Annotated in this window: 24 protein-coding genes and 1 tRNA gene; 11 read left to right on the top strand and 14 right to left on the bottom strand. The window is 71.2% G+C overall.

The features are described from left to right. Positions 1-19 precede the first annotated feature (19 nt). The 6 genes from CP967_RS15020 to CP967_RS14995 all read left to right on the top strand — a co-directional run bounded on the left by CP967_RS15020 (position 20) and on the right by CP967_RS14995 (position 5,024). Positions 20-93, top strand: a tRNA-Thr gene (locus CP967_RS15020). Positions 94-474: 381 nt separating this feature from the next. After that, entirely contained in the window at positions 475-1,278 is an 804-nt protein-coding gene (locus CP967_RS15015) for a DNA glycosylase family protein (RefSeq protein WP_150488470.1), read from the top strand. A 12-nt stretch (positions 1,279-1,290) separates the two neighbouring features. Further along, a complete protein-coding gene (locus tag CP967_RS15010) occupies positions 1,291-2,835 on the top strand; it encodes a B12-binding domain-containing radical SAM protein (RefSeq protein ID WP_150488469.1) in 1,545 nt (514 codons plus the stop codon). After that, positions 2,832-3,482 carry a dTMP kinase gene (gene tmk, locus CP967_RS15005; protein ID WP_150488468.1) on the top strand — a complete coding sequence of 217 codons (651 nt, stop codon included), beginning with the start codon at positions 2,832-2,834 and terminating at the stop codon, positions 3,480-3,482. The genes CP967_RS15010 and tmk overlap by 4 nt, the downstream gene beginning before the upstream one ends. Continuing rightward, positions 3,479-3,922, top strand: a complete 444-nt coding sequence (locus CP967_RS15000; protein WP_150488467.1) for an NUDIX hydrolase — start codon at positions 3,479-3,481, stop codon at positions 3,920-3,922. The genes tmk and CP967_RS15000 overlap by 4 nt, the downstream gene beginning before the upstream one ends. A gap of 223 nt (positions 3,923-4,145) precedes the next feature. Then, entirely contained in the window at positions 4,146-5,024 is an 879-nt protein-coding gene (locus CP967_RS14995; RefSeq protein ID WP_150488466.1) for a glycosyltransferase family 2 protein, read from the top strand. Positions 5,025-5,982: 958 nt separating this feature from the next. Here CP967_RS14995 and ectB read toward each other — a convergent pair. Continuing rightward, positions 5,983-7,233, bottom strand: a complete 1,251-nt coding sequence (ectB, locus tag CP967_RS14990; protein ID WP_373300400.1) for a diaminobutyrate--2-oxoglutarate transaminase — start codon at positions 7,231-7,233, stop codon at positions 5,983-5,985. A gap of 507 nt (positions 7,234-7,740) precedes the next feature. Here ectB and CP967_RS14985 point away from each other — a divergent pair. Both CP967_RS14985 and CP967_RS14980 read left to right on the top strand, forming a co-directional pair. After that, complete coding sequence (locus CP967_RS14985; protein WP_150488464.1) at positions 7,741-9,096, top strand: type I glutamate--ammonia ligase; 1,356 nt, start codon at positions 7,741-7,743, stop codon at positions 9,094-9,096. A 61-nt stretch (positions 9,097-9,157) separates the two neighbouring features. Next, positions 9,158-10,126 carry an ATP-grasp domain-containing protein gene (locus CP967_RS14980; RefSeq protein WP_150488463.1) on the top strand — a complete coding sequence of 323 codons (969 nt, stop codon included), beginning with the start codon at positions 9,158-9,160 and terminating at the stop codon, positions 10,124-10,126. A gap of 87 nt (positions 10,127-10,213) precedes the next feature. Here CP967_RS14980 and CP967_RS14975 read toward each other — a convergent pair whose 3' ends face one another. Genes CP967_RS14975 through CP967_RS14945 form a run of 7 tightly spaced genes read right to left on the bottom strand, consistent with a single transcriptional unit; the run spans position 10,214 to position 16,655 of the window. Further along, the gene (locus CP967_RS14975) at positions 10,214-11,116 is read right to left on the bottom strand and encodes a DMT family transporter (protein ID WP_150488462.1); all 903 of its coding nucleotides are present in this window, start codon (positions 11,114-11,116) and stop codon (positions 10,214-10,216) included. After that, positions 11,113-12,108, bottom strand: a complete 996-nt coding sequence (locus tag CP967_RS14970) for an ATP-grasp domain-containing protein (protein ID WP_229888465.1) — start codon at positions 12,106-12,108, stop codon at positions 11,113-11,115. Before CP967_RS14970 ends, CP967_RS14975 begins: the two co-directional genes overlap by 4 nt. Then, a complete protein-coding gene (locus tag CP967_RS14965; RefSeq protein WP_150488461.1) occupies positions 12,105-12,851 on the bottom strand; it encodes an SDR family oxidoreductase in 747 nt (248 codons plus the stop codon). The genes CP967_RS14970 and CP967_RS14965 overlap by 4 nt, the downstream gene beginning before the upstream one ends. A 20-nt stretch (positions 12,852-12,871) precedes the next feature. Beyond that, entirely contained in the window at positions 12,872-13,987 is a 1,116-nt protein-coding gene (metX, locus tag CP967_RS14960) for a homoserine O-acetyltransferase MetX (RefSeq protein WP_150488460.1), read from the bottom strand. Further along, positions 13,984-14,943: a cysteine synthase A gene (cysK, locus tag CP967_RS14955; protein ID WP_150488459.1), complete on the bottom strand. Its 960-nt coding sequence runs from the start codon at positions 14,941-14,943 to the stop codon at positions 13,984-13,986. The genes metX and cysK overlap by 4 nt, the downstream gene beginning before the upstream one ends. Positions 14,944-14,984: 41 nt before the next feature. Next, positions 14,985-15,833, bottom strand: coding sequence for an arginase family protein (locus CP967_RS14950; RefSeq protein ID WP_150488458.1), 849 nt, complete (start codon positions 15,831-15,833; stop codon positions 14,985-14,987). A gap of 3 nt (positions 15,834-15,836) precedes the next feature. Next, a complete protein-coding gene (locus tag CP967_RS14945; protein ID WP_229888466.1) occupies positions 15,837-16,655 on the bottom strand; it encodes a YqcI/YcgG family protein in 819 nt (272 codons plus the stop codon). 301 nt (positions 16,656-16,956) lie between these two features. On the opposite strand from CP967_RS14945, the gene CP967_RS14940 reads away from it, so the two are divergent. Continuing rightward, positions 16,957-17,901: a UbiA family prenyltransferase gene (locus CP967_RS14940; protein ID WP_150488457.1), complete on the top strand. Its 945-nt coding sequence runs from the start codon at positions 16,957-16,959 to the stop codon at positions 17,899-17,901. 30 nt (positions 17,902-17,931) lie between these two features. Here the strand turns inward: CP967_RS14940 and CP967_RS34635 are convergent, their stop codons facing one another. Then, positions 17,932-18,672 (bottom strand): helix-turn-helix transcriptional regulator, encoded by a 741-nt coding sequence (locus tag CP967_RS34635; RefSeq protein WP_229888467.1) that lies wholly within the window; start codon positions 18,670-18,672, stop codon positions 17,932-17,934. Between the two features lie 154 nt (positions 18,673-18,826). Continuing rightward, positions 18,827-20,236, bottom strand: coding sequence for an NAD(P)/FAD-dependent oxidoreductase (locus CP967_RS14930; RefSeq protein ID WP_150488456.1), 1,410 nt, complete (start codon positions 20,234-20,236; stop codon positions 18,827-18,829). A 164-nt stretch (positions 20,237-20,400) separates the two neighbouring features. On the opposite strand from CP967_RS14930, the gene CP967_RS14925 reads away from it, so the two are divergent. Both CP967_RS14925 and CP967_RS14920 read left to right on the top strand, forming a co-directional pair. Then, entirely contained in the window at positions 20,401-21,309 is a 909-nt protein-coding gene (locus CP967_RS14925) for an aminoglycoside phosphotransferase family protein (protein ID WP_150488455.1), read from the top strand. A 122-nt stretch (positions 21,310-21,431) separates the two neighbouring features. Next, positions 21,432-21,911 (top strand): GNAT family N-acetyltransferase, encoded by a 480-nt coding sequence (locus tag CP967_RS14920; RefSeq protein ID WP_150488454.1) that lies wholly within the window; start codon positions 21,432-21,434, stop codon positions 21,909-21,911. Between the two features lie 120 nt (positions 21,912-22,031). On the opposite strand, the gene CP967_RS14915 is transcribed toward CP967_RS14920, so the two are convergent. The 4 genes from CP967_RS14915 to CP967_RS14905 form a co-directional block, all read right to left on the bottom strand. Beyond that, positions 22,032-23,216 carry a methyltransferase domain-containing protein gene (locus CP967_RS14915; protein ID WP_229888468.1) on the bottom strand — a complete coding sequence of 395 codons (1,185 nt, stop codon included), beginning with the start codon at positions 23,214-23,216 and terminating at the stop codon, positions 22,032-22,034. A 5-nt stretch (positions 23,217-23,221) separates the two neighbouring features. Continuing rightward, the gene (locus CP967_RS35125; protein WP_268253036.1) at positions 23,222-23,353 is read right to left on the bottom strand and encodes a hypothetical protein; all 132 of its coding nucleotides are present in this window, start codon (positions 23,351-23,353) and stop codon (positions 23,222-23,224) included. A 573-nt stretch (positions 23,354-23,926) separates the two neighbouring features. Continuing rightward, positions 23,927-24,769 (bottom strand): helix-turn-helix domain-containing protein, encoded by an 843-nt coding sequence (locus tag CP967_RS14910; RefSeq protein ID WP_150488453.1) that lies wholly within the window; start codon positions 24,767-24,769, stop codon positions 23,927-23,929. After that, positions 24,766-25,518 (bottom strand): DUF6879 family protein, encoded by a 753-nt coding sequence (locus CP967_RS14905; protein WP_150491852.1) that lies wholly within the window; start codon positions 25,516-25,518, stop codon positions 24,766-24,768. Before CP967_RS14905 ends, CP967_RS14910 begins: the two co-directional genes overlap by 4 nt. Between the last annotated feature and the right edge of the window lie 191 nt (positions 25,519-25,709).

Raw genomic sequence — 25,709 nt, 5'->3', positions numbered from 1 at the left:
GGTTACACTGCTCCGGCACGCCTCCTTAGCTCAGCTGGCCAGAGCAACGCACTTGTAATGCGTAGGTCGTCGGTTCGAATCCGACAGGGGGCTCAGCGGGAAGCCCAGGTCAGACACGCTCTGACCTGGGCTTCTTCCGTTCAGCGGACGCGGCGGCGACGCCGGGAGCGGGCCGCGTGTGTGTCCGTGGTCTCAGTTCCAGTCCCAGTCGGGGCTTCGACCGGGGCCTGGGGCGACGGCACGAAGAACGCGCCCGGCGGAGTTCCGGCCCCGCGTGCGCTGCCCCGGGAGGAAGCCGTCCCGTCGGGAGAGCGACCGCGTCACCCGCGGCCAGGTACGCGGCAAGCCTTCACGTCTGGACGGGGAGGGCGGCACCAGGTGCAAGCACGGACGCCGTAAGGGCGATACCGCTCCGTAGCCTGTCGGACTGCGAGAGGCTACGGCGCACCACCAGCACATCACGAGGAGAGTCCCATGCGCGGCGTCCTGATGTCCGATCATCCCGCTTGGACCGAGACGGCAGCCGGGGAACGTGTGCGAGCCGTACGGACCGTGTCCGGCGTCTGGGTCCTGCGCTGGGACGACGACGGTCTGCACATGAGCTGTGTGCAGGGCACGGAGGACGTGAAGCCGGTGGTCGTCACCACCGATCCGACGTGCCTGCCTGCCACCGTGCCCTCGGCTCTCCGGGCCGGCCTGCTCGGGCTCGGGTCCGTTCAGCGCCCGGCGAACCCGTCGTTGTGGGACGCGGTCACCACGGCGATCCTCCGCCAGGTCGTCCGGGCCGGGCAGGCCCGCAAGCTCTACCGGGCGTGGTGCACGACGTACGGCACCACTCTCGCCACTCCGCACGGCGAACTTGCCCTCGCGCCGTCCGCCGAGCGGGTACTCACCCTGGAAGAAGCCCAGTTCGCAAAGATCGGTGCCAAGTTCCACCGCTCGGCGTTGCGGGCCGCGGCCGAGACCTACGAGCGGAACGCCGAACGGTGGCACCGGATGGACGCCCCCGGCCTGGTGGGCGCGCTGGTCACGATCCCGCGGATCGGCCCGTGGACCGCGTCCGCCGCCGCCGCGGACTTCACCGGCGACTTCTCCGTCTACCCGCACGACGACCTGGCCGTGCGCACCTGGGCCGCGCAGATCGCGCCCGGACATGACTGGCCGGACAAGAAGGACAAGGCGTTCGGCCCGATGTGGACCGGCTGGACCGGCTCCGACCGCACCGCCCTGCACACCCTGACTCTCTCCACCCTCGCTTGGGGCTCACACGCCCGATGACCAGGAGGAACAATGTCACGGTTACCGCTGATCACGGGGGCTGACCCGGCCCACTCACTCGACGCCCTGTTCGTCAACGCACCGCTGCGCGACTACGACCAACGGCCCCGCACCAACGACTACACCCTCCCCGTGCTCGGCATGGCCTACATCGCCACCTACGCACAGTACGCCGGATTCAACGTAGGCGTCCTCGACGCCGAAGCCCTCGGGCTGGGCATCACCGAGACAGCGAAGATCGTCAACGTTGCCGCTCCTCGGTGGACGGCGATGAACCTCCTGGCCCCTACCTACGAGATGTCCGCGCGGATCGCCGCGCAGCTCGATCCGGACATCGCCCTGATGGCCGGCGGCCACCACGCCAAGGCGATGCCCGACAGGATCCTCGCGGACCCCCGCATGGCCAACCTGCGTGCTCTCGTCCTCGGCGAAGGGGAGCTACGCGTCGCCGCGCTCCTGGAGGACGAGCAACGCCGTCGGGAACTCCCCGGCGTCGTATGGCGGGACCGGCTGCTCGGCACCCGGGTGACCGGCATCACCAGCGACCCGGAACGCGCCGCCGCCATGCTCGGTCCGGACATCAACGCCCTGCCGTACGTCGATCGCCGCTTTCTTCCGCAAGACCCTTACCGGGCCGTGCCGACGGAAGCGGACCGCCGCCTCGCGGCGAGCCGCGGCACGGCACTGCTCGGGGAAGCGGCCGTGAGCGGGCACGTGGAGGCGAACATCGTCGGAAGCCGCGGCTGCCCCTACAACTGCACCTTCTGCGGCGCCGCCGTCAGCGCCAACCCGGACCTGACGATCCGCGTTCGCACCCCCGAGAACATCATCGGGGAACTCGACTCTCTCCACACCGAGTTCGGAGTGACCGCGTTCCGGTTCGTGGACGACCTGTTCCTCGGCGTCGGCCGTGTCATCGAGGAACAGATGGCCGCGTTCACCCGGCACAGGGTCGGCGAGCGGTACGTGTGGGATGCCACCGGCCGCATCAACGTCCTCGACCGGGTCTCCGACGCCGAACTTGACCGCCTCGTGCGCAACGGGCTGCGGGAAGTCGCTCTCGGCGTCGAGTCCGGCAGTGACCGCGTCCTGAAGGCCATGGACAAGCGGATCGACGCCGAGATGACCGAGCGCGTCACCCGGCGCCTGACCGAGCACGGCATCGGCGTGAAGGCGTACTTCATCCTCGGCTTCCCCGGTGAGTCCCACGACGACCTCCAGGCCACCGTCCGCCATATCCACAACCTCTGGGCCATCGCCGACACGAACCCCGGAGACGTACGGGCCAGCGTGTTCGAGTTCCGCCCCTACCCCGGCACCCCCGTGTGGACGACCCTCACCGACGCCGGCCACGCCCCTGACACACTCCTCGCGTACGGCGACGTCGACCTGACCGAGGACGGCGCCGACGAGTCGATGCGGGCCCGCGACGAGTTCAACTTCTCTGTCGGTATCCAGTTCGGAGACGTCCCCCTCACCAAGATCCGCTCCACCCTGGCCACGCTCACCCGTGATCAGCACCAGCGCAACCGAACGGCCCTGGGGGGCGCGGCATGACGCGACGAGGCCGGTTCATCAGCGTCGACGGCCCCAGTGGCGTCGGGAAATCCACCACCATCCAGGCCCTGTACGACGAACTCCTCACCCGGCGCGTCACCGTGCACCGGACCGTGGAGCCCACCACCAGCGAACTCGGCCGGTTCATCCGCGGCCACTTCGCCCACATCCGCGGCCACGCCCTGGCCTGCCTGGTCGCCGCCGACCGGTACGAGCACGTCCAGCACGAGATCGAACCCCGGACGCGCGCCGGCGACACCGTGATCACCGATCGGTATCTCGCCTCGACGCTCGTCATGCAGCGGCTCGACGGGGTGCCGCTCGATTACCTGCTGGCCCTGAACGCCCCCGTCCTGCGGCCGGACCTGTCCGTCATCCTCACCGCCGACCCCGGACTCATCACCGAACGGATCGCCGCGCGCGGCCCGGTCAACCGGTTCCACCACGACCCGGCCGCTCCGGGCCGGGAAGTCCTCTACTACGAGGAGGTGGCCCAGATCCTCATGGCGGGCCGTGTGAAGGTGCTGGTCGTGGACACCGGAGAGTCCACCCCATCGGAGGTAGCCGCGGCGATCGCCGACGCGATCCCCGATTCGTCGGTAGCGTCGGCTCTCCCAGCACAGCCGAGAACCTCTCAGGGACCATGACACCGGAACTCGCGACACCCGTCATCGACACCCACGTCATCCTCCGCGCGGGCGACAAGATCCTGTTCTCCCAGCGCGGCGGACCATACGGGCATGGCCGCTGGCACATGCCGTCGGGCAAGCTCGACCGGGGCGAGCCCCTGCGGGCAGGGGCGGCCCGTGAACTGCTGGAGGAGACCGGGGTGACGGTCGATCCCGAGCACCTGCGACTGGTGCACACCGTGCACCACCAGCAGGGTGCAGGCGTCGAACGGATCGGCTTCTTCTTCGAAGCCATCCGGTGGGACGGGGAACCAGAGAACCGGGAGCCGGACAAGTGCCTCGGTCTGGAATGGTTCACCGTCCACGAGTTGCCCGAGGACATCATCGAGTACCCCGAAAAAGGTCTTCTCGGGTACCTGGGCGGTAGGGGCTCCCTGACAGAGCAGGGCTGGGAGTAAGCCGCCGGATGCTTGCTCCCCGTGGTCATGCTCCATTCCCGACCGGATGACGATGCACGGCCGGCGGGGCGGTCCCACGGGACCGTCCCGGCAGCCGTCGGCTGGCCGGTGCGGCACCTGGGCCGAGCACTCATCCCGACCGGTATGCCGGCGCCCTGGGGGCCGGTACGGAAGAACGCCAGGGGGCTGACCTTCCTGCGAACAGACAGTGAAAGGCACCTTCGTGAGCAGCTGCGCGGCGCGTCCCATGGTCGGCGCGGTCGTTCTGACCATGAACGACCGGCCCGACGAATTCCCCCGGGCCGTGGCCTCGCTCCTCGCCCAAGAGGGCATCGATCTCGATGTCATCGTGGTGGGCAACGGCTGCCAACCCGAACAGGTCCCCGACGGAGTCCGGACCGTCGCACTACCTGAGAACGCCGGCATCCCCGAGGGACGCAACGCCGGGGCCGCAGGCGTCGGAGGGGACTACCTGTTCTTCTTCGACAACGACGCCCACCTGCCCGACACCGACACGCTCGCCCGCCTGGTGTCCGAGTTCCGCCGCGATTCACAGCTCGCATATGTGCAGCCCCGGATCAGCGACCCGGCAACAGGGGTGACCCTGCGCCGTTGGGTGCCGCGTCTTCGTGCCTCCGACCCCGCCCGTCCCGGCGTCGTGACAGTCATGGCCGAAGGCGCCGTCATGATCCGTCGCGACGCCTACGACCGGGCCGGAGGCTGGCCCGGCCACTTCTTCCTCTTCCACGAGGGGGTCGAGTTGGCGTGGCGCCTGTGGGACCTGGGATGCACCGGCCGGTACGTGCCTGACATCGTCGTCCACCATCCTGCTACCGACCCGGCGCGGCATGACACCTTTTACCGGCTCAACGCCCGCAACCGCGTCTGGGTCGCCCGCCGTAACCTCCCCTTCTCCCTGGTCCCGCTCAACCTGGCCACCTGGTGCTTGATCACCCTGTGGCGCATCCGAGACCGCCAAGCCCTCCGCGTCACACTCGCCGGATTCCGGGAGGGGCTGGCCGGCGCCCACGGACCGAGAACGTCTATGTCATGGCGGACAGTCATTCGCCTCACAAGGGCGGGCAGGCCGCCCATTTTTTGACAGCTGAGCGCGTTTTGAGGGTCCTGCCCGCGGGCCTGGAATGCAGCGCGCTCCCAAGGTTCGACTTCGTGAAGCGGGTTTATCGCAGGAGCCCAGAGGCCACGGCAACGCTGGTCCGCCGAGCAGGGCGATGTGACGCGGCCCTGTACCGCGTGTCCGGCCTCCGGTTCAGAACTCGTCGGTCAACCGAGGCCGACGATGCCGCGCAGATCACCTGCTGGTCACCGTGGCATAACCGAAGGCGGTGGTGGTCAAGGATGCCGGCGACGGTCGTGTTCTCCCGCCGGGCCGCGACAGGCGAAGCGGGCCTTCCGACGTGGACGAGGGCGGCGTGGGGCGCTTTCACGGCCCGCCCGTGGGCCTGCGTGAGTCCTCCGAGCCGTCGCCACCGCATCCACTGAAGAGAGGAAAGCCCAGTTCGGACAGTGTCTGAACTGGACTTTCGCTGAACCCCCTGCCGGATTCGAACCGACGGCCTACGCAGGACAGGCCCACATGAGCGTCCATGGTGCCCACGCCGCGGAGAGACGGACCTGTGGGCACTGCCGCCCCTGCCCCGTTCGCACGGTGCGCCCGCCAGAGGGTCCGTGCGCCCTCTACCTGTAGAAGGAGTAGTAGCCCATGTTGTAGAAGTCCCAGGCAGCACTCGCCGGGGCGGAGAAAACGAAAGCAGATGTCACGATTGCTGTGGTCATGCCTGCCAATACGAAGATTCGACGCATTGATCCATCGTCCGGTCCTCAGGTCCGCAGATGCCCGGGCCGTCACGCCCGCTGGGTGACGGCACAGGCCGAATAGGGTACTTAGCCCCTTATGTTCCCTGCCGAGACGGCCGACGTCCAGAGCCGCGGGCCGGCGCGGGTCTTTGCCGAGGTGCTGGGCGCGGCGGAACACCGCGCTTCTCCGAGCGGTCACCGGCCAACCGCTGCCCCCGGCCTTCAGGGCGGGGGGACAACCGTCATCCGGTGTCGCCGACCGCGCGGTCCAGGATGCCCAGGCCCTCCTGGAGGTCGTCGGGAGGGATGACGAGCGGGGGCAGCAGCTTGACCACCTCGCCCTGCGCACCCGAGGTCTCCAGCAGCAGACCCAGCTCGAAGGCGCGGGCGCAGATCCTTCCGGCGCGGGTCTTGTCGTCGAACTCCATGCCCCACACCAGGCCCCGGCCGCGGTAGCTCACACCCCGGTGGCCGAGTCCCTTGACGATCGACAGCAGCGCCTGTTCGACCTGCTCGCCGCGGGCCAGGGTCTGTTTCTCCATGAGCCGGCTGTCCACCCAGTAGGTGTTCAGTGCCGCGGTGGCGGTCACGAACGCCGGGCTGTTGCCGCGGAAGGTGCCGTTGTGCTCGCCGGGCTCCCAGATGTCGAGCTCGGGCCGGAACAGGCAGAGCGACATGGGCAGGCCGTAGCCGCTGATGGACTTCGACAGCGTGACGATGTCCGGGGTGATGCCCGCTTCCTCGAAGGAGAAGAACGCACCGGTGCGGCCGCAGCCCATCTGGATGTCGTCGACGATCAGCAGCATGTCCTGGCGGTCGCACAGGTCCCGCAGGGCGCGCAGCCATTCCGGGCGGGCGACGTTGATGCCGCCCTCGCCCTGCACGGTCTCCACGATCACCGCGGCCGGCCGGTTCAGGCCGGAACCCTGGTCCTCCAGGAGCCGCTCGAACCAGAGGAAGTCCGGGACCTGTCCGTCGAGGTAGTTGTCGAAGGGCATCGGGGTGCCGTGCACCAGCGGGATGCCGGCGCCCGCCCGCTTGAAGGCGTTCCCCGTGACGGCGAGGGAGCCGAGCGACATGCCGTGGAAGGCGTTGGTGAAGGAGACGACGGACTCACGTCCCTTGACCTTGCGGGCCAGCTTCAGCGCCGCCTCCACGGCGTTGGTGCCGGTCGGGCCGGGGAACATCACCTTGTACGACAGATCGCGTGGCCGGAGGACGACGTCCTGGAAGCACTCCAGGAACGCGCGCTTCGCGGTCGTGGCCATGTCCAGGCCGTGGGTGATGCCGTCATGCTCGATGTAGTCGAGCAACGCGCGTTTCAGTACGGGGTTGTTGTGCCCGTAGTTGAGGGAGCCCGCGCCGGAGAAGAAGTCGAGGTAGGTGCGGCCGGCCTCGTCGTGGAGGTGGCTGCCCTGCGCGCGGTCGAACACGGTGGGCCAGCCACGGCAGTAGCTGCGCACCTCCGACTCCAGAGTCTCGAAAATGCTCACGAGAGCCATGCCACCTTTCGTCAACCACGGGCAGGTCACCGGTCGTGGAGCCGCCGTGTCCAACTGATGGGCGATACCGGCGTGCAGTTCGCGGTCGACGATCACCACGCCCGTCCCACAGCCTGGCACCACGCGGCCGACCGCACTCGCCGGGTTACGTCAGTCGCGTCATGCCGCCGTCCCTCGGCGGCGTCCGAGCGGACAGGCGCGGGCCGAGGAGGGTGTGGGCCCCCACCGGTCCGCGAGGCCGGAGGGCCGGGGTGGAAGAAGAGGACGGAAGCACACGCGCCACCGTGCTGTCGCGGCGGCGGACGGCCTCAGCCCTTCGAGTCAGCCCTTCGAGCCCGGCGGCCGACGCCTGCCGCCCGTGTCCGCGCGGGTGCCCCGGGCACGGCCGCGACGGTCAGGGGCCGGCTCCCGGGCGCCTCCGCAGGCCGAACGGGTGGCGGCCGTGTCCGGCGCGGAGTGGCGTGAGGGCCGATGCCCCGTCCGGCCGACCATGGCGGCATGACTGCATGCGTGGTGGACCGGACGGCGTCGGTGGACCGGGCGATGACCGGCATGTCGGAGGCAGGGGTGCGCGTCGTCGCGCTGAGCTGGGTCGACAACGCGGGCATCAGCCGGGTCAAGGCCGTACCGCTCGGCCGCCTGCCCCAGCTCGCGGCCCGGGGCGTGGGGATGTCCCCGGTCTTCGACACGTTCCTGGTGGACGACTCGACGGCCCGCGCCGACGGCCACGGCAGCCCGGTCGGCGACCTGCTCCTGCTGCCGGACATGGACCGGCTCGTCCCGCTGGCCGCGCAGCCCGGCTGGGCCTGGGCGCCGGCGGACCGGTACAGCCAGGACGGGGCGCCGTACCCGGGGTGCCACCGCTCCTTCGTCAGCCGCATGGTGCAGGGGGCAAAGGACCAGGGGCTGAGCTTGCGGATGGGGTTCGAGACGGAGTGGAGCACCGGCCCCGGCGGCCTCGGTGACGGCCCGGCCTACGGGCTGTCCCGGCTGGCGGATTCCGGGGCGTACCTCCTGGACGTCGTCGACGCGCTCACCGCGCAGGGCGTGGAGGTCCTCCAGGTGCACCCGGAGTACGAACCAGGGCAGTTCGAGGTCTCGACAGCCGCCGACGGCCCGCTGGGCGCCGCCGACACCGCCGTCCTGGTCCGGCACACGGTGCGCAGCGTCTCCCATGCCCACGGGCTGCGAGCGTCCTTCGCCCCCCTGGCGGAGCCCTCGGGCATCGGCAACGGCGGGCACGTCCACCTGAGCCTGTGGCGCGGGGAGGAGAACCTCATGCACGGCGGTACGGGGCCGCACGGCATGACGTCCGAGGGGGAGGCGTTCCTCGCCGGTGTGCTGCGGTCGCTGCCCGCCCTGACCGCCATCGGCTGCCCCACCCCGGCCAGTTATCTCCGGCTGGCGCCGTCCGCCTGGGCGGGCGCCTACGGTTGCTGGGGCTGGGAGAACCGCGAGGCCGCCCTGCGCTTCGTCACCGGGCCGGCGCAGACGGCGTCGCACTGCGCGAACGCCGAGATCAAGAGCTTCGACCAGGCGGCCAACCCCTACCTGGTGGTGGGTTCGGTCATCGCCGCGGGCCTGGCGGGGTGCGAGGAAGCCCTGCGCCTGCCCGAGGAGTACACCGACGACCCGGCCCACGCCGACCCCGGGGAACTCGCCCGGCGTGGCATCGAGCGGCTGCCGGCCGGCCTGGAGGAAGCCGTCCGCCACCTGGAGGGCTCGGCGGTGCTGCGCAAAGCCATGGGGGACCACCTCTTCGGCTCGGTGCTCGCGGTACGGGCCGCGGAGGCCCGGCTGTTCACCGACCGCACCCGGGCCGAGACCGTCGAAGCCACCCGCTGGCGCTACTGACCGGCACGTCTCGCCGCCGTCCTGACCGATCCGGCAAAGCCGTGAGCGAGGAGAACCAGCGATGCAACGCGAGCGGATCGCCTTGGTGAGGTCCCGTGCGCCGGAGGAGTTCGACGAGGACCTGGCCCCCCTGAGCGCGGCCCTGGCGCGGACCGGCATCGAGGCGGTGGCGCTGCCCTGGGACGAGTCCGCGGACTGGAGCCGGTTCGCCGCCGTCCTGCTCGAATCCCCTTGGGACTACCCCGGGCGCAGCGAGGAGTTCCTTGCCTGGGCCCGCCGGGCGGCCACCGAGTCGGTGCTGTTCAACCCCTTCCCCATGGTCGAGTGGAACAGCGACAAGCGGTACCTGGCCGACCTCGCCGCCGACGGCGTACCGGTCGTGCCCAGCACCTGGACCGCTCCCGGTGAGGAGTGGCGTGCCCCCGCGGAGGGCGAGTACGTCGTCAAACCGTCCGTTTCCTGTTCGGCCAAGGACACCGCGCGGTACGGGCCCGGGGCGGCGGAGCGGAGGCGGGCGCACCGCCACGCCGGGGAACTCCTCGAACGCGGCCGGACGGTACTGACCCAGCCCTACCAGCACGCCGTCGACGCACAGGGGGAGCTGTCGCTCGTCTACCTCGACGGGGCCTACAGCCACGCCGTGCGGCGCAGCGCCCTGCTCAAGCCCGGTGCCGGGACCCAGGACGGCCTGCTCGCCACCGCGACGGTCACCTCCTGCACAGCGGCCGGGCCGGAACTCGACTGCGGCGACGCGGCCGTCAAGGCCGTCCGCAGCCGTTTCGAGTCCCCGCTGTACGCACGGATCGACCTGGTCCCCGGGCCCGGGGGCGGCCCGCTGCTGCTGGAGTGCGAAGTCATCGAACCCTCGCTGTTCCTCGCCCACAGTCCCACCGCGGCCGACGACCTGGCCGCGGCCGTCCTCCGGCGTCTCACCTCAAGGTCCACGCGGCGGTCCTCCGCGCCCGGCCGCCCCGGAACCGGACTCCCGGACACCGGCGGCGGCCGGGACGCCCCCGGCACGGGCGGCTGAGACACCCCGGCACCGCACGGGGGCCGGCCCACCGGCCGGACGCGCGGGTGCCCGTGGCCGCGGTTCCGGCCCGCGCTCCGGCCGGGCTCAGGAGGTCCTGGCCCGCTGGGTGACCACGATGCAGGTGAGGACGACGGCGGCGGTGAGCGGGACGGCCGCGGTGATCTGCTCGCCGAGCAGGAGCACCGCCCACACCAGGGTCAGCAGGGGCTGCGCCAGCTGGAGCTGGCTCGCCCGCGCCACACCGATGAGGCCCATGCCCTTGTACCAGACGACGAATCCGCCGAACTGCGAGATGCCGGCGATGTAGGCCATGCCCACCACGGCCTTCACGGTGAGGTGGACGGGTTCGTGCGGGAGCGCCCACAGGGAGACGATCAGGTTGGCCGGGGCGGCGAGCACCACGCCCCAGGCGATGACGCGCCAGCCCGGCATGTGTGCGGAGAGCCGCCCGCCGTAGGCGTAGCCCGCCGCGCAGACGAGCAGGGCGCCGAAGAGGTAGAGGTCCGCGACGGTCGGCCGGCCGTGGTTCTGCGACAGCGTGAACACGATGACGGCCGCCGCTCCCACGCCGGCGGCGGCCCAGAAGACCTTCGAAGGGCTGCGCCGGGTGAGGATCGCGGAGATCACCGCCGTGGCCATCGGCAGCACACCGATCACGATCGCCGAGTTCGCCGTGGACGAGGTCTGCAGGGCGAGCGTGGTGAGCAGCGGGAAGCCGACCGCGCAGCCGCCCGCGACGACGGCGAGGGCGGGCCAGTCCTCGCGCTTCGGCATCGGTGCCCGGGTCAGGAGGAGCGCGGCGACCGCGATGACGGCGGCCAGGACGCCGCGTATCCCGATGGCGCTCCACGGGCCGAATCCGTCGAGGGCCCACACCGTCCCGGGGAAGCTGAAGGAGAAGCTGACCACGCCGAGCGCGGCGTAGAGGGTGCCGCCGGTGACCGCCGGTGTGGTGAGGGGCGGGAGGGAGTCCTGCTGTGTCGTCATGACTGTCCGTTCTTCCGGTTGCGGGAGATTTCTGCCAGGCGTACGGAGACGGCCCGCGCGAACCGGGAGGCGGAGTTCTCCGAGAACGGCATGCTGAGTGACGGTTCGCAGAGTTCGAGTTCGAGGACCAGGGGCTTCCCGTCGGCGCCGCGGACGAGGTCGACGCGGCTGTAGAGCAGCGGTTCCCGCAGTTCCAGGTGCGCGGCCGCGGCGTCCAGCGCGGCCTCGGCGACCGCGTGTTCGTCCTCGGCGGGCTCCCGTGCCGCGCGGGTCTCCTGGGTCGGCTCGTCGACGGTGCCGTCCGGCAGGAGCAGGGCGCGCTTGCGGATGGCGTGGCTGTAGACGCCGCCGAAGTGGATGAGGTCGGTCTCGCCGTGGTGGTCGATCGAGTCCTGGTAGGGCTGGAGGATGACGTGGCAGCCCTGGTCGAGCAGTTTGGCGACGGACGCGGCGGCCTCGGTCACCGCTGTCCGGGGGAAGCGCTGCACGTCCCGGGAGTACGCGCCCACGGTCGGTTTCACCACGATCTCCCGGGCCTCCTCGTGCCGGTCGAGGAACGTGCGTACGGCCGCCGCCGGGTCCGCGCCGGGGGCCACGAAGCCGCTCGGTACGACCGGGACGCCGGCCTCGGCCAGATCGGCCAGGTAGTACTTGTCGAGATTCCACCGCACCACGGGGAGCGGGTTGAACAGGTGCGTCACGTCGGAGACGTACTCGCACCATTCCAGGAACTCCTGGAAGCTCTCCACGTAACTCCAGGGAGAACGCAGCAGCACGGCGTCGAAGCGGTCCCATGCGATGTCCGGGTCCCGCCAGGAACATATCTCGGCCCTGAGGCCGGCCGCCCGGCAGGCGTCCAGCAGCAGCGGCATGTCGTAGTCCACGGCAAGGCTGGTCTCGTCGGTGACCAGGGCCAGGTGGCTGCCCATCGGGTGACTCCAATACGGGAGGGAGGGGGTGGCGCGGGGGAGCGCCGTCTTCGGGGTGGTCACCAGGGGACGGTCTCGCCCCGGTGGACGTAGGTGCCGGTCGGGCCCTCGTCGCCGGCCAGGGCCATCGCGACGCTCGTACGCGCTCCGTCCGTGACGTCGAGGTCGCCCTCGCCGTCGTTCATGGCGGTCCTGGTGTAGCCGGGGTGCACGGCGTTCACCTTGACGGGGGTCTCGCGGAGCTCGTACGCGAGGTGGACGGTCCAGGAGTTGAGCGCGCTCTTGGAGGCGCTGTAGGCAGGCAGCGACTTGAACATCGGGCTGTACGCGTACGAGGTCCGGTCGTTGTGCGTGGTCACCGAGCCGAGCAGGCTGGACACGTTGACGATGCGACCGGCCGGGGCCTTGCGGAGGAGCGGCAGGAAGGCTTGGGTCACCTCGACGACGCCGAACAGGTTGGTGTCGAAGGTCTCGCGCCACTGTGCCAGGGGCTGCTCGGACGGCTGCCTGCCGTACTCCTCGATCCGGATGCCGGCGTTGTTGACCAGGATGTCGAGATGGGGGTGGTCCGCCCCGACCTCCTCGGCGGCGGCCCGGATGCCCGAAGGGTCCGTGAGGTCGAGCACCAGGGGGTCGGCGGCGAGTCCCTCGCCGCGCAGTTCCCGCGAGGCCGCGGCGACCGCTTCACGGTCACGGCCGGCGAGCAGGACCCGGACACCGGACCGCGCGAGCTGGCGCGCGGTCTCGAAGCCGATGCCCCGGTTGGCACCGGTGACGAGGGCGAGTTTGGGCGGGTGGTCGGACACGGGGGTCTCCTGGAACTCTTCTAGAACGCGGTCAGGAACTTCGCTACGGGGGGACCGAAACGGGCGGTGTCGATCAGGAAGGCGTCATGGCCCTCCGCCGAGTCCATGGGCACGAACTCGACGTCCGTGCCTCCGGCGGAGAGGCCGCAGGCGATCTGCTCCTGCTGGTGCAGGGGGAAGAGGATGTCGGTCTCCACCCCGATGACCAGGGCCCGTTCCAGGGAGATGCGGGAGAGCGCCTCGTCCGTGCCGCCGCCGCAGGACTCGCCCAGGTCGAACCGGTCCATGCAGCGGCTGAGGCAGAGGTAGCTGTTCGGGTCGAAGCGGCGTGTGAACCGCCGGGCGTGCCGCTCCAGGTAGCTCTCCACCTGGAACTCGTGGCCGAAGGGGCCGTCGTCCTCGCGGGGCTGTGCGGTGATGCGCGTCCGGCCGAACCGGACGTCCCACTCCTGGGCCGACCGGTAGGTCAGCATGCCCAGCTTGCGGGCCGTGAACATGCCGCGTTCCGGGTAGGCCCCGTCGTCGTACCGCCCCTGGTTCCAGTCCGGGTCGGTCCGGATCGCCTCGCGTTGCAGGGAGCGGATGGCTATGGCGAAGGGCAGCGCGCCCGCCGCTCCGCAGACGTTGATGTGGCCGCGGGCCAGGCCGGGGTGGCGGGCCAGCAGGGACAGGGCGCTCATTCCGCCCATCGAGGTGCCGATCACGCACGCCAGCCGGCCGATGCCCAGCGCGCGCACCGTGTGGGCGGCGGCGTCGGCGATGTCCTCCATCGAGAGTTCGGGGAAGTCCGGGCCGTAGGGCCGGCCGGTGGCGGGGTCCACCGATGCCGGGCCGGTCGATCCCTTGCAACTGCCGAGGGAGTTCAGGCAGATCACGTACCAGCGGTCGGTGTCGACGGGCTTCCCGGGCCCCACCATCGCCTCCCACCAGCCGGGCCGGGTGTCCGCCGGGTGGGAGGCCGCGTGGGCGTCGGGGGAGAGGCCGGTGAGGATGAGGACCGCGTTGTCGCGTCGCGGCGACAGCTTTCCGACGGTCTCGTACGCGATACGCGCCCCGGTCAGCGTGGCCCCCCGGAACAGGGGGAACCGCGCGGGCAGATCGGCGAAGCGGGCCGCCGAGGGGATGAACTCCCTCATGCCAGGGAGGCCAGCCACTCGTCGTCCGATCCCTCGGTCATGCCCTCCATGAGGAAGGTGGAGAGATAGCGCTCCCCGGTGTCCGGCAGCATGGCGAGCAGGACCGAACCCGCGGGCGCGGTCCCGGCCACGCGCAGCGCGGTCGCCAGGGTGGCGCCGGCCGAGATGCCGGTGAAGATGCCCTCCTCGGCGGCGAGCCTGCGCGCGGTGTCGCGGCCCTCCACCTCGTCGACGGTCACCAGCTCGTCGATGACGGACCGGTCCATCACACCCGGCACGAAGTTCGGCGCCCAGCCCTGGATCCGGTGGACGTTCCACTCCTTCCCGGCGAGCACGGCGGCGTTCTCCGGCTCGGCGGCGACGATCCGCACCGCGGGGCGTGCGGTCTTCAGCATCTGTCCGACGCCGGTGAGGGTGCCGCTGGTGCCGAACCCGGTGACGAAGTAGTCGAGCCGCTTGCCCGCGAAGTCGCCGAGGATCTCCGAGGCGGTGGTCTCGCGGTGGTAGGCGGGGTTGGCCGGGTTGTCGAACTGGCTGGCACGGAACCAGCCGTGCCGCTCGGCGAGTTCGTCCGCGATCGCGTTGCCGCCGCTGCTGCCCAGGTGGCCCGGGAAGAGGATCACCTTGCCGCCGTACGCCCGGATCAGCTTGCGCCGTTCCGCCGAGTACGTGTCGCCCATGACCGCGACGAACCGGTAGCCGCGGGCCGCGGCCACCATGGCCAGAGCGATCCCGACGTTCCCGGAGGTGCACTCGACGATGGTGTCGCCCGGCTCGATCAGTCCCTTCGCCTCGGCGTCCAGGACGACGGAGAGCGCGAGGCGGTCCTTCACCGAGCCGCCCGGGTTGAACGACTCCACCTTCACGTAGACCGTGGTGTGGGCGGGGGCCATGCGGTGCAGCCTGACGATCGGGGTGCGGCCGATGGTGTCGAGGATGCTGTCGTACAGAGGCATCGGTAGGTACTCCTTGGCGGTACGGCGGGGAGGGGAGGTGGTCAGAGGGCCGGGACGGCCCCGCCGGGCCCGGCGGCGGGTCCGGGCACGTTCTCGAAGGCCGGTGCGACCATCGCGAGGATCGTCTCGACCGCGCGGTCGCTGAGTTCGTCGTCCACCGGGGCGTTGAACTCGGCGAGTTCGACACCGCGCAGCTGCTCCGGCGGGATCGCCTCGAAGACCGCGCGGATCTGCTCGGGGAGCAGTCCGCCCGGCACCGAGTAGTCGGCCGGCACATGGCCCGGCTCCATCACGTCCCAGTCGATGTGCACCCACACCGGGGCGTCCCCGACGGCGTCCCGGATGCTCTCGGCCGTCGTCCCGGCCGGGGGGATGACCCGGACGCCGTGCGCGGCGATCAGCTCGGCCTCGCCCTCGTCGATGTCGCGCGACCCGACCAGCACGGCCTGTGCGGGGCGCAGCCCGGCGCCGTGGCCGCTGTCCCAGAGCCCGCACGCGCCGGACAGGACCATCCCGCCCAGGTAACCGGTGCCGGTCCGGGGGGTGTTGAAGTCGCCGTGGCCGTCGATGTAGAGCACCACGGCGTCCGGGTGCTCCCGTGCCACGACCGGCAGTGTGCCGAGGCTCGCCGAGCAGGTGTTGGAGACCATGACCGTACGGCTGCCGTTGCCGATGCTCTCGGCGACGGCGTCACGCAGCCCGTTCAGGGTCTCGGCCGCCTGCGGGAGGCTGACGGTCCAGTCGTCGACGGCGGACGGCGCGGGCTTCCCGATGTAGCGGCCGGTGAGCCCGTAGCGCTTCTCCAGGGCGCGGGCGAGGCGGGCCGCGCCCTCGATCATCCGGGGCGCGCGGTCGGCCACCCGCCCCTGCGACACGATGAGTTCGATCATTTGTCAGGAGTTCCTGTTCGTTTCGGCAGCCGTGCGGGCCCGGAAGGGGCAGCCGGCATTCGGTCCGGTGTGTCCGGTGTCGTCGGTGTTCTCGGTGTGTTCGGTGTTCTCGTCGGGGAGGCCGTACTGGAGCCATTCGAGCGCGCCGACCGAATAGGATCCGAGTTGTGGTGCGTGCGGCATCCCGTCATAAAGGTGCACGCGCTCCCGGATGTTGGCGCGGACTTTCCGCCCGCTCGGCGTCTCGCCGGCGAACACATCGAAACGCTCTCGCGGATTGATGACCAGTACGAAATGCTCACCGAGGTTCCTGCTGCGCCGGCTGCGATGAGCGGGGGTGCTCATGTTGCAGAACAACGGCATTCCGTTGAAGCACATCGACCAGGACGCGGAATCCGGGTCCCGGCCCACGTCCCCGGGCCAGGGCGCGGGGTCGAGGCGGTGCAGTTCCTGGAGCACCCGCCAGCCGAAGGCGTGGTAGTCCTCGACGCCGTGCGCGGTCACCGCCTGTGCCGAGAACATCACGACCAGCGGGTACGAGGTGTCCAGCCGGCCGTCCCAGTCGTTCGACAGCTCCACGTACTCGGTGAGGGCCTCGGCCAGCCGCCGCATGTCCTCGGGCCCGGCGCTCTCCACGAAGACCAGCCTCAGCAGCTCCTTCCGGAACGCGTTGCGGGAGAACACGCACGGGAAGGACGGGCCGGCCAGCCGGGCCGCGACATCCTCGAAGGCGGACCGGTGCCACCCCTGTGCGCCTTCGAGCGCCTGGCGTTGGGAGATCAGCCTCGTGGTCCGCTGCACGGTCTGCTGCGACCTTTCCACCTGGGCATCCTTTTCTACGGGGTCCCTGTTCGCGTCACATGAGGGGCGCGGGTTTTCCACGGAGGTTTCCGGTATTTCTCTCGTACTCCGGAATCCATGGGTGCGGATATTTCGAAACGGGTTCCGTCCGTACCCCGGCAGCAGCCTCGGAAATCAATTCCCCGGGCTGCGGCCCCGCTCATCCTGGGCCCTCGGTCCCGCCCGCCGCAACGCATTGCAACCAAGGGTTCAGCAGGGGTGTACACCCCGTACGCCGATGGTTGTATGGCGGCGGACGCACGGTCATTCCTAGGCTTCGAGCATGATTAATTCCGGTGCGTTCCCAGGTGTCTCCGGTCCGGCCCGCCCGCTGGACCTCCGCTGGCGTGCGGCCGCGGAGACGGCGCGTCTGTGCTGGTCGGAAGCGCGCCCGCTGGTGCAGATGGTGTTCCTGCTGCGGTTCGCGGTGGGCGCGGTCTCCGCCGTACAGCTGCCCGGGGCACCGGGGCGGGCCGTCCTCGGCCTCGCGGCCTGGTGGTGCGCGGTGGCTTGCGCGTACCTCCTCAACGGTGTGACGGACGTACGGGAGGACCGGGCGAACGGCTCGCAGCGCCCCATCGCCCGGGGCGACTTACCGGTACGCACCGCCGCGGCGGTCACGGCCCTGCTGGCCGGTGCCGCACTGGCGCTGGGCGCACTGGCGGGCGACGGGGTGCTCGGGTGGGTGGCGGCCTTCCTGCTGCTCGGCTGGGCCTACTCGGCCGGCCCGGTCAGGGCGAAGGACTCCAGCGTGCGCTGCGCGCTCGTGGTGTTCGGCCTGGGCGCGACCTCGTACGCGGCCGGGGTCTCGGCGGCCGGCGCGGGCTGGACCCTGACCGGTGCCGTGTTCGGCGGTGTGATGGCGGCCTGGATGTCCCTGGTCGGCGCCCTGGTCAAGGACCTGGGGGACGTCGGCGGGGACGCGGTCGGCGGTCGGCGCACCGTCGCGGTCGTCCACGGGGCGGCGGCGGCACGTGCCCTGGCCGTCGCCGGTGCCGTACTGGTCGGTGCGTCCGGGGTGGTCGCGGCGGCCCTGTGGGCCCCGGTGGCCCTCGTGGGGACGGTGCCGGTGGCGGCCGGGGCGGTGTGGGTCGTCGTCCGGGTGCTGCGCCACGCCCGGCTGGAGGACGCGGGCCGGCAGCGGCGGCGTGACGCCTACCGGGCGTTCATGGTCACGCAGTACGCGGCGAACGTGCTCGTGCTGGCCGTGCTGGCCGCCGGGATCTGACTTCCGGCCCGGTGGCACGCTGCGGCCGGGTCAGTCCTGCCCGGGGAACGCCCTGTTGAGCGCCTGCACCCGGGAGCCGGCCCCCAGCTTGCGGTAGGCGTTGTACAGATGGCGCTTGACGGTCGCTTCGCTGATCTCCAGCTGACGGCTTATCAGGCGGTTGGTGAGCCCCGAGCGCACCGCCTCCAGTATCTGCCGTTCCCGCAGCGTCAGCAGGCCGAGGGCCGCGGGGTCCCAGCCCTCCGCCGCCGCCCCGGCCGCTTCCGCCGGCCCGGCCGGCCTGGGCGCCTCCTGCTCCCGCGGCTGGAACCACGGTTCGGGAGAGGGCGGCCGCTGGGCCTCCTCGTACCCCCGGATCCCCTGGTAGAGGCGGCTTCCGGCAGCGGCCCGGAACGCCGTGCTCACCGTCTTCGCCGCCGTGTGCCGGTCGTCGGCCTCCGCCAGCTCGACGGCCTTGGCGACCGAGTCCTGCATGGCCTGCCAGAGCACCTCCGCGGCCCGCACCGACTCGGACACCGGGACCCGCTGGACGACGCGATGGGCCCCGAGCAGCCATGAGTACTCCCCGGCCTCCGGGGACTCCGCCTGCGTACCGGTCTCCAGGGTCCCGGCGCACTCGGCCACGATGTTCTGCGCCTGGTGGCGGCACTGCCGCCAGATGTCCTCCCGGGACACCAGGGGGCTGCCGAGCCGGCCGAGCGCGTCCCGGTACTTCTCGATGATCTCCGGTATGGCAGCACGGAGCTGTTGAGCAGCCGCCTGACGACCCACTGGTGTCTCCCCCTCCGGCCGCGAGGAGCCGCGGCAGCCCGCCCCGGACGGCGCTCTCCGCGTTCTCGCGGGGGGCAAAATAGCATCCGGTCAGGGTCTCCGGAAGAGAAGATCCAAGGGGTGGAACCGGTGCCCCGCAGCCGTCCCGGCACCCTCAGCCGCGTCCGGCGATCCGGTCGGCCGACCTGGCGATCCGGTCCGTGGCGGCGGTGGTCGCCGCGGCCTCGCGCCGGTCGGCGGCCCGGTAGGCGCGGTACAGGGTGTGGACACCGAGCCAGCGCAGGGGCTCCGGCTCCCAGCGGCGCGAGGTGTGGCCCACCCAGGGGAGCGCGGTCAGTTCGGTCGGGCCGGACTGGCCGGAGTCCTGCTGGATGAGATCGCGCAGGGTGCGGGCGGCGAGGTTGGCGGTGGCGACCCCGGAGCCGACGTAGCCGCCGGCCCAGCCCAGGCCGGTGGAACGGTCCAGGGTGACGGTGGCGCACCAGTCGCGCGGGACCCCGAGCACCCCGGACCAGGCGTGGTCGATGCGGGCGCCCGCGGCACCGGGGAAGAACTGGACGAGCAGGTCGTGGAGCGCCTCGACGGTGGCCGCCCCGGTGCGCGCCGTGTCGGTGACGCGGGCGGCGGCGGAGCCGTAGCGGTAGGGGACGCCCCGCCCGCCCAGGGCGATGCGGTCGTCGGCGGTGCGCTGGGCGTACATGTAGGCGTGGGCCATGTCCCCGAGGGTCTCCCGCCCTTCCCAGCCGAGGCCGTCCCAGAGGGAGCGGGGCAGGGGCTCGGTGACGATCATGGAGCTGTTCAGGGGGAGCCAGGTGCGCCTGTGCCCCTTGAGCCCCGCGGTGTAGCCCTCGGTGCAGCGCAGGACGTACGGCGCGCGGACGGTGCCGTACGGGGTGACGGCGTGCTTGGGCCTGATCCCGGTGACGGGGGTGGACTCGTGGACGGTGACCCCGAGCGCCTCCACGGCACGGGCGAGGCCCGTGACGAGTTTGGCCGGGTGCAGCCGGGCTCCGTGCGGGGTCCAGGTGGAACCGACGGCCCCGGCGACACGGACGTGTTCGGCGGTCTCACGGGCGCCCCGCAGGACGCGCCCGGTCTCGCCGAAGGCGATCTCCACGGAGTGGTGGTCGCGGAGGCGGGCGAGCTGGGCGGGGGTCCGGGCGACTTCGAGGACACCGCCGTGATGGATGTCGGCGTCGATCCCCTCCTCGGCCGCCGCGCGGACGACCTCGCCCACGGTGTCGTTCATGGCCTGCTGGAGGCGGACAGCCGCGTCGTGCCCGTGCAGCCGGGCGTAGCGGTCGCGGCCGGCGATGCCGTTGTAGAGCCAGCCGCCGTTGCGCCCGGAGGCGCCGTACCCGCAGAACCTGGCCTCCAGGACGGTGATGTTGAGGAAGGGCACGGCCTTCTTGAGGTAGTACGCCGTCCAGAGCCCGGTGTAACCGCCGCCGACGATGCAGACGTCCGCCGTGGTGTCGCCCGGCAGCGGTTCGCGGGGGGCGGGGATGCCCTCCTGCGCGTACCAGAACGATATGCCGCCGTTGACGGTGCTGACGGTGCTCATGTGTCCCCTGTGTCCCCTGTGTGGTCCGTGCGCGCACGGTCCGGCCGTGTGCGGCCGGACCGTGCGCGCACGGTCCGGCCGTGTGCGGCCGGGCGGCCGGGTTGCTGGGGGGACGTTACTGCGGCGCGGGGGGTTTCGTCGTGGGCGGCTCGTAGGCTTGGGGCGTGATCGAGGTTCCCGAGGGTTTCGCGTCTGTGCAGGCGGAGTTGAGGGGCGCGGCGGGGCGGGCGTTCGTCGCCGGGCTGCCGGGCCTGGCGGAGGGGTTCCTGGACCGGTGGGGGCTGCGGCCGGACGGGCCCGTGATGTACGGGATGTGCGCGCTGGTGCTGCCGGTGCGGCGGGAGGACGGCGGGCCGGCCGCGCTGAAACTGCAGTCGGTGGACGAGGAGACGGTGGACGAGCCGGTCGCGCTGCGAGAGTGGGGCGCGGCCGGCGCGGGGGCGGTGGGGCTGCTGGAGCACGACCCGGAGACCGGGGCGATGCTGCTGCAACGGCTGGACGAGCGGCGCCCGTTGAACGGCCTCGCCGACGGCCGGGAGGCCGCGCGGATCCTCGCGGGGGTACTGGCGCGGCTGGTGGCCGTACCGGCTCCGGAGGGGATGCGCCGGCTGTCCGGCGTGGCGGCCCGGATGCTCGCGGCGGCTCCCGGGGTGGCCGCGGAACTGGCAGGCGAGGACGAGCGGCGGCTGCTGCTGGACTGCGCCGCCGCCGTACGGGAGGTCGCGGGGGAACCGGGGGACCGCCTGCTGCACTGGGACCTGCACTACGACAACATCCTGGCCGGGCGGGCCGAGGAGGGCCGGTCCGGTGAGTGGATCGCCCTGGACCCGAAGCCCCTCGCCGGTGACCCGGGGTTCGAGCTGTTCCCCGCTCTGGACAACCGGTTCGAGGCATCCGAGGTGCTCTGGCGGTTCGATCTGCTGACGGAGGCGCTGGGGCTGGACCGGGGGCGGGCCGCCGCGTGGACGATGGGCCGGGTGCTGCAGAACGCGATGTGGACCACCGGCGAGTGGACCCGGCGGCTGTCCCCCGACCACGCGGAGATCGCCCGGCTGCTGCGGGGACGGAACTGAGCGGGGGTGCGGTCTTTGAGAGCTCGCAGCAGGACAGCACGCGGCCGGCCGACGCGCTGACCTGCCGCTTCAGGGCCCGGAACCCGCGAGTCGATTCTCCGCGAACCCCTTAGGCTGCCCCCATGATTCGTGCCGCCACCGTCGCAGACGTCCCCGTCATCCACACCCTGATCCGTGAACTCGCCGAGTACGAGAAGGCCCTCGACGAGGCGAAGGCCACCGAGGAGCAGCTGCGCGAGGCGCTGTTCGGCGAGCGCCCGGCCGCTCACGCCCTCGTCGCGGTGGACGACGAGGACGGCGAAGTCGTGGGCTTCGCCGTCTGGTTCCTCAACTTCTCGACATGGCGCGGTGTGCACGGGGTGTACCTGGAGGACCTGTACGTACGCCCGGAACGGCGCGGCGGGGGGTACGGCAAGGCGCTGCTGCGGGAGCTGGCGCGGATATGCGTGGAGCGCGGTTACGGACGGCTGGAGTGGTCGGTGCTCGACTGGAATGTGCCCGCCCGCGAGTTCTACAAGTCGCTCGGAGCGGTGTCGATGGACGAGTGGACCGTGAACCGTCTGACGGACGACGCTCTCCACAGGCTGGGGACGGGCGGGTAGGGCGTCACGGGGTCGCACCGTGCCCCGGCGAACGGCCGCCCCGGCATCTCAGAGCGGACGTGGCGGTGGCCCCGGTCAGCCGCCACGGGCGGCGGACGACCGGGGCCGGTCATGGTGCGGTCAGCCGGTGGCCGGGACCGGCCGGTCCGGCGTGTCCAGCCAGACCCGCTCACGGGTGCCCGGGGCGGTGGTCAGCCCGAACCGCTCGGGTCCGGGCCGGCCGGCGTGGATCCACCAGGTGTGCGCTGCCTCCACCTCGTTCCATAGGCGTCGGGGGCCGTGCTGCCACACGGTGAACCGGTCGTCCGACTTCCCGTCCCGGTCGACGGCCGCCCAGGACGTGGCGTCGGTCGTCGCGACCCACAGCCTGGAGGCCACCCCGTCCACGTCGGGGTTGTCGTGCCAGGTCCACCACACGTCACGGAGCTGGAGGCCCATGGCGAACTGGGCGGCCCAGTCGTCTCCGGCGACCGCCCATGGGGAGAGTCCGGTCCGGTACTCGTCCGGCTGGTGGGCATCGCGGACCACGTCCCGGTAGATCCGCAAGTCCCTGCGCTGGTTCCGCATGAGCATGAACGCGGAGTGGGGGGAGAAACGGCCCGACGCGTCGCCCTGGACGCCCACCTTCAGGCGCAACAGGCCGTAGCTCAGCCAGGGCGTCTCCCACGGCGTGAGCACGATCCCACCGGGCCGGGTCTGTTCCACCCACGCCCTGGGGACCGACCGCACGGAGCACGTGGCCTCCACCCGGTCGTACGGTCCGCAGGACGCGTGACCCCGGGCGCCGTCCCCGAAGACGACCGCCGGAGCCAGGCCCGCCTTCCGGAGACGCATATCTGCGTCCGCCGCCAGGACCGGGTCCACTTCCACCGTGGTGACGTTCTCCGCGCCCAGGCGGTGAGCGAGGAGACCCGCGTTCCACCCTGTCCCGGTCCCGATCTCCAGAACCCGGTGTCCGGCGGCCAGGTCCAGCATGCCGAGCATGCGGAACACGATGCCGGGGGCCGATGCGGAGGACGACGCCCACCGCTCCCCGTCGCCAGGGTCCTCCCCGTCGTTGATCTGGGTCACCACGGAGTCGTTGGTGTAGGCGGCCCGTAACCACGTTTCCGTCGCCTCCGCCCGGTTGCACGGTTCCAGTTCCTCCCCCAGGTAGATGCGATCCGGGAGGAACCGGTGGCGGGGGACCGCCCAGGCCGCGCGCTCCCACCCAGGCCCCAGCGGGGCGTCCAGGTCGTTGTTCACCGCGCCGAACAGATCGCGCATGGCGATCTGTTCGGACGCTGCGAGATCCTTTGCCGTCACGTGGACTAGTCCTTCTTGTGCTTCGGCGGGTCCTTCGGCTTGGCCGTGTCGCTCGACGGCTTGGACGTGCCCGGGTCCTTGTTTCCCGAGTGCTGTCCGTTGCCTCCGCTGCCGCCCTTACCCGTTCCCCATCCCATGCCGTGCTCCTCTCGACAGTGGAGTCAGACCGAGCCGCATCGGCTCGGCTTGTGTTCGCCCCGGGCGACCGGCGAAGGGCCGTCCCACCCCGGGGCGGATGTTCCCCTCCGGCGGTTTCCGCACGGAGGAGCCCTGCCCGCTCCCTGGTCCGCCGTCCGGCGGGAGCGTGCGGGAATCTCAGTGAGCGGTCAGGAAGAACGCGATGGCCGCCCGGACGGTGAACACGGCGGTGGTCCACGCGAACCGCGGCCAATTCACCGGATGGTGATCGCCACGGCCACGACACCGACCGCGCCGACGAAGGTGACCGCCAGGGCCGGGAGCCACCTCACGCGGAGCCCTCCAGCCGCTCCACCAGGACCACGTCCTCAAATCTCCTGGCGAAGGTCGTGTGGCCCTTGTCGCGGCCCGTGTGCTCCATGCACCGGTCGTCCGCCTCGTTCATGCCTCACCGTCCCCTCCAGCGCTCCGAATGCCTCGGACCACACCAGGACGGTATGAGCCCCGGGTGCTGTTTGGCGGCCCTGATTCGCCTTGATTCGAGCGTCGTCGGGGCTTCTTCGGGGTGATTCTCAGCTGAGGTCGAGTGCCCGCCGGGCGCGTGTGATCACGCGATGGGCTACCGCCCCGTAGACGGCGGAGTCAGCGAGTGTCTGCCAGACCCGCTGGTACACGCCGACGGTCACGGGGTCGTCCAGCCACAGTTCCGCGTGCCAGTCCTCGGCGATGGCCAAGCGGTCGTCGTACAGCCAGAACGCGTTGGCCGGCGGGAGCTTGAGAGGGGCGCCCAGCGGGACGATTCCCAGAGTGACGGTGTCGAGCCCCAGCACACCCATGAGCCGGTCGAGTTGGGCAGCCAGTACCGGCGGCGGGCAGACCAGGACATGGAGAGCGGCTTCCCACATGATGATGTGAAAGGTCTTCCCCGGCTCGTAGAGCATTTCCTGGCGCCTCACGCGGGCCCGCACCGCCTCCTCCACATCCCGGACGGACCGGTGGAGGTCGACGTACCGGCTGAACACGTGGCGGGCGTAGTCCGGTGTCTGGAGCATCCCGACGACCATGGAGCCCTGCCAGGCCCGGAACGTCCGGGATCGCTCGTACTCAGCGGTGAGAGCGTCCTGGACGGGCTTGTGCCCAGCGGCAAGCTGGCGCCGCCAGGACCGGGAGCGGGACTCCAGCGTACGCAGGCGGGTGATCAGTTCATCGACGGTCTCCGGATGCCCTGTTGCCTGCGCCCATGCATGGAGGTCGTCCGCTGTGGCGGTCTGCCGCCCTGTCTCCAGCTTGCTGACCTTGGACTGGGGCCAGCGCAACACCGCCGCCAGTTCGCGCCCTGTGAAGCCCCGTGCGGCGCGCAGCTCACGGAGCCGCGCGCCAAGGGCCACTCGGGCCTGTTGAAAGTCGTTGCTCACTCGGCGGAAGGTACCTGGCCCTCGAACCGGTCATAAGGGACCGCGTGGTGCCAGGCGGCATCGCGGACCTGGCAGGCGTGCAGGACTTCCACGGGGTCCGTGACGAGTTCGACGCCGGTCATCCGGTCGTCGTCATCGAAGTGAAGCCGTGCGATGACGCGTGAATCGAACAGCCAGAAGTCCTCCTCGGGGAGCTTCAGCCGTTCTGCGTCGCTCCGCCACAGGTTCCGGATGTCCTCTCCCACGGCGCTGTTGCGACGGGCGTTGTCGAGGAGGTACCGCTGCCCCGGGGTCGGCGGGTTGTCCATGATGCGTACGCGCTCGAATCGCTTGCCGAGGGCGGACTGCTCGCGTCGGGAGACGCACCAGGGGTCGTCCAGGTCCCATGCGGCGTCCTCGCCCCGGGTGAACCGGCCGTAGGTCTCGGTCTCCTCGTCCGACCGGTATCGGCGGCGGGTCTCAAGCCGCCAGGCGGTGTGCTCGAAGGTGCGGAACATCTCGCCGAACCCTTCGAAGCTGATCACTGCCGGCACCCGGTCCACGTCCCTCGGCGCGAAGTCGGCCAGGAGCACGCGCGGCACCATCACGAACCCCTCCCCGGGCTTGACGTTGCGGAGTTGGGCCACGTCGTCCGGGTCGGTCACAGCGTCGCCCTGGACCAGGACCTCACCCGTGTCCAGGTCTTCGTAGAGCGTCGGACAGCCGTCGTTGCCGGAGTTGGTGCCGATGAAGCGAAGTCGCCTTGCCAACGTCGTTCCCCTCTCACCCGGATGACCCAGTGGGGCCGTCTCCAGGGTGGAACCGCCCATGGCGCTCTGTCCGCCGTGATTCTCGAATATTCGCGAATCGTCGGTGCGGATCCTGCGGCGTCCGGACCAGTGCTCCAGATCGCTGATCACGGCCACTCCGTTCTTCCGTCACGAGGAGTATTCACAGGTCA

It is taken from the genome of Streptomyces nitrosporeus, assembly GCF_008704555.1.
Classification (GTDB): Bacteria; Actinomycetota; Actinomycetes; order Streptomycetales; family Streptomycetaceae; genus Streptomyces; species Streptomyces nitrosporeus.
Note: the sequence above shows the minus strand (reverse complement) of the source record. Positions and strands in the feature narration are given on the sequence as shown.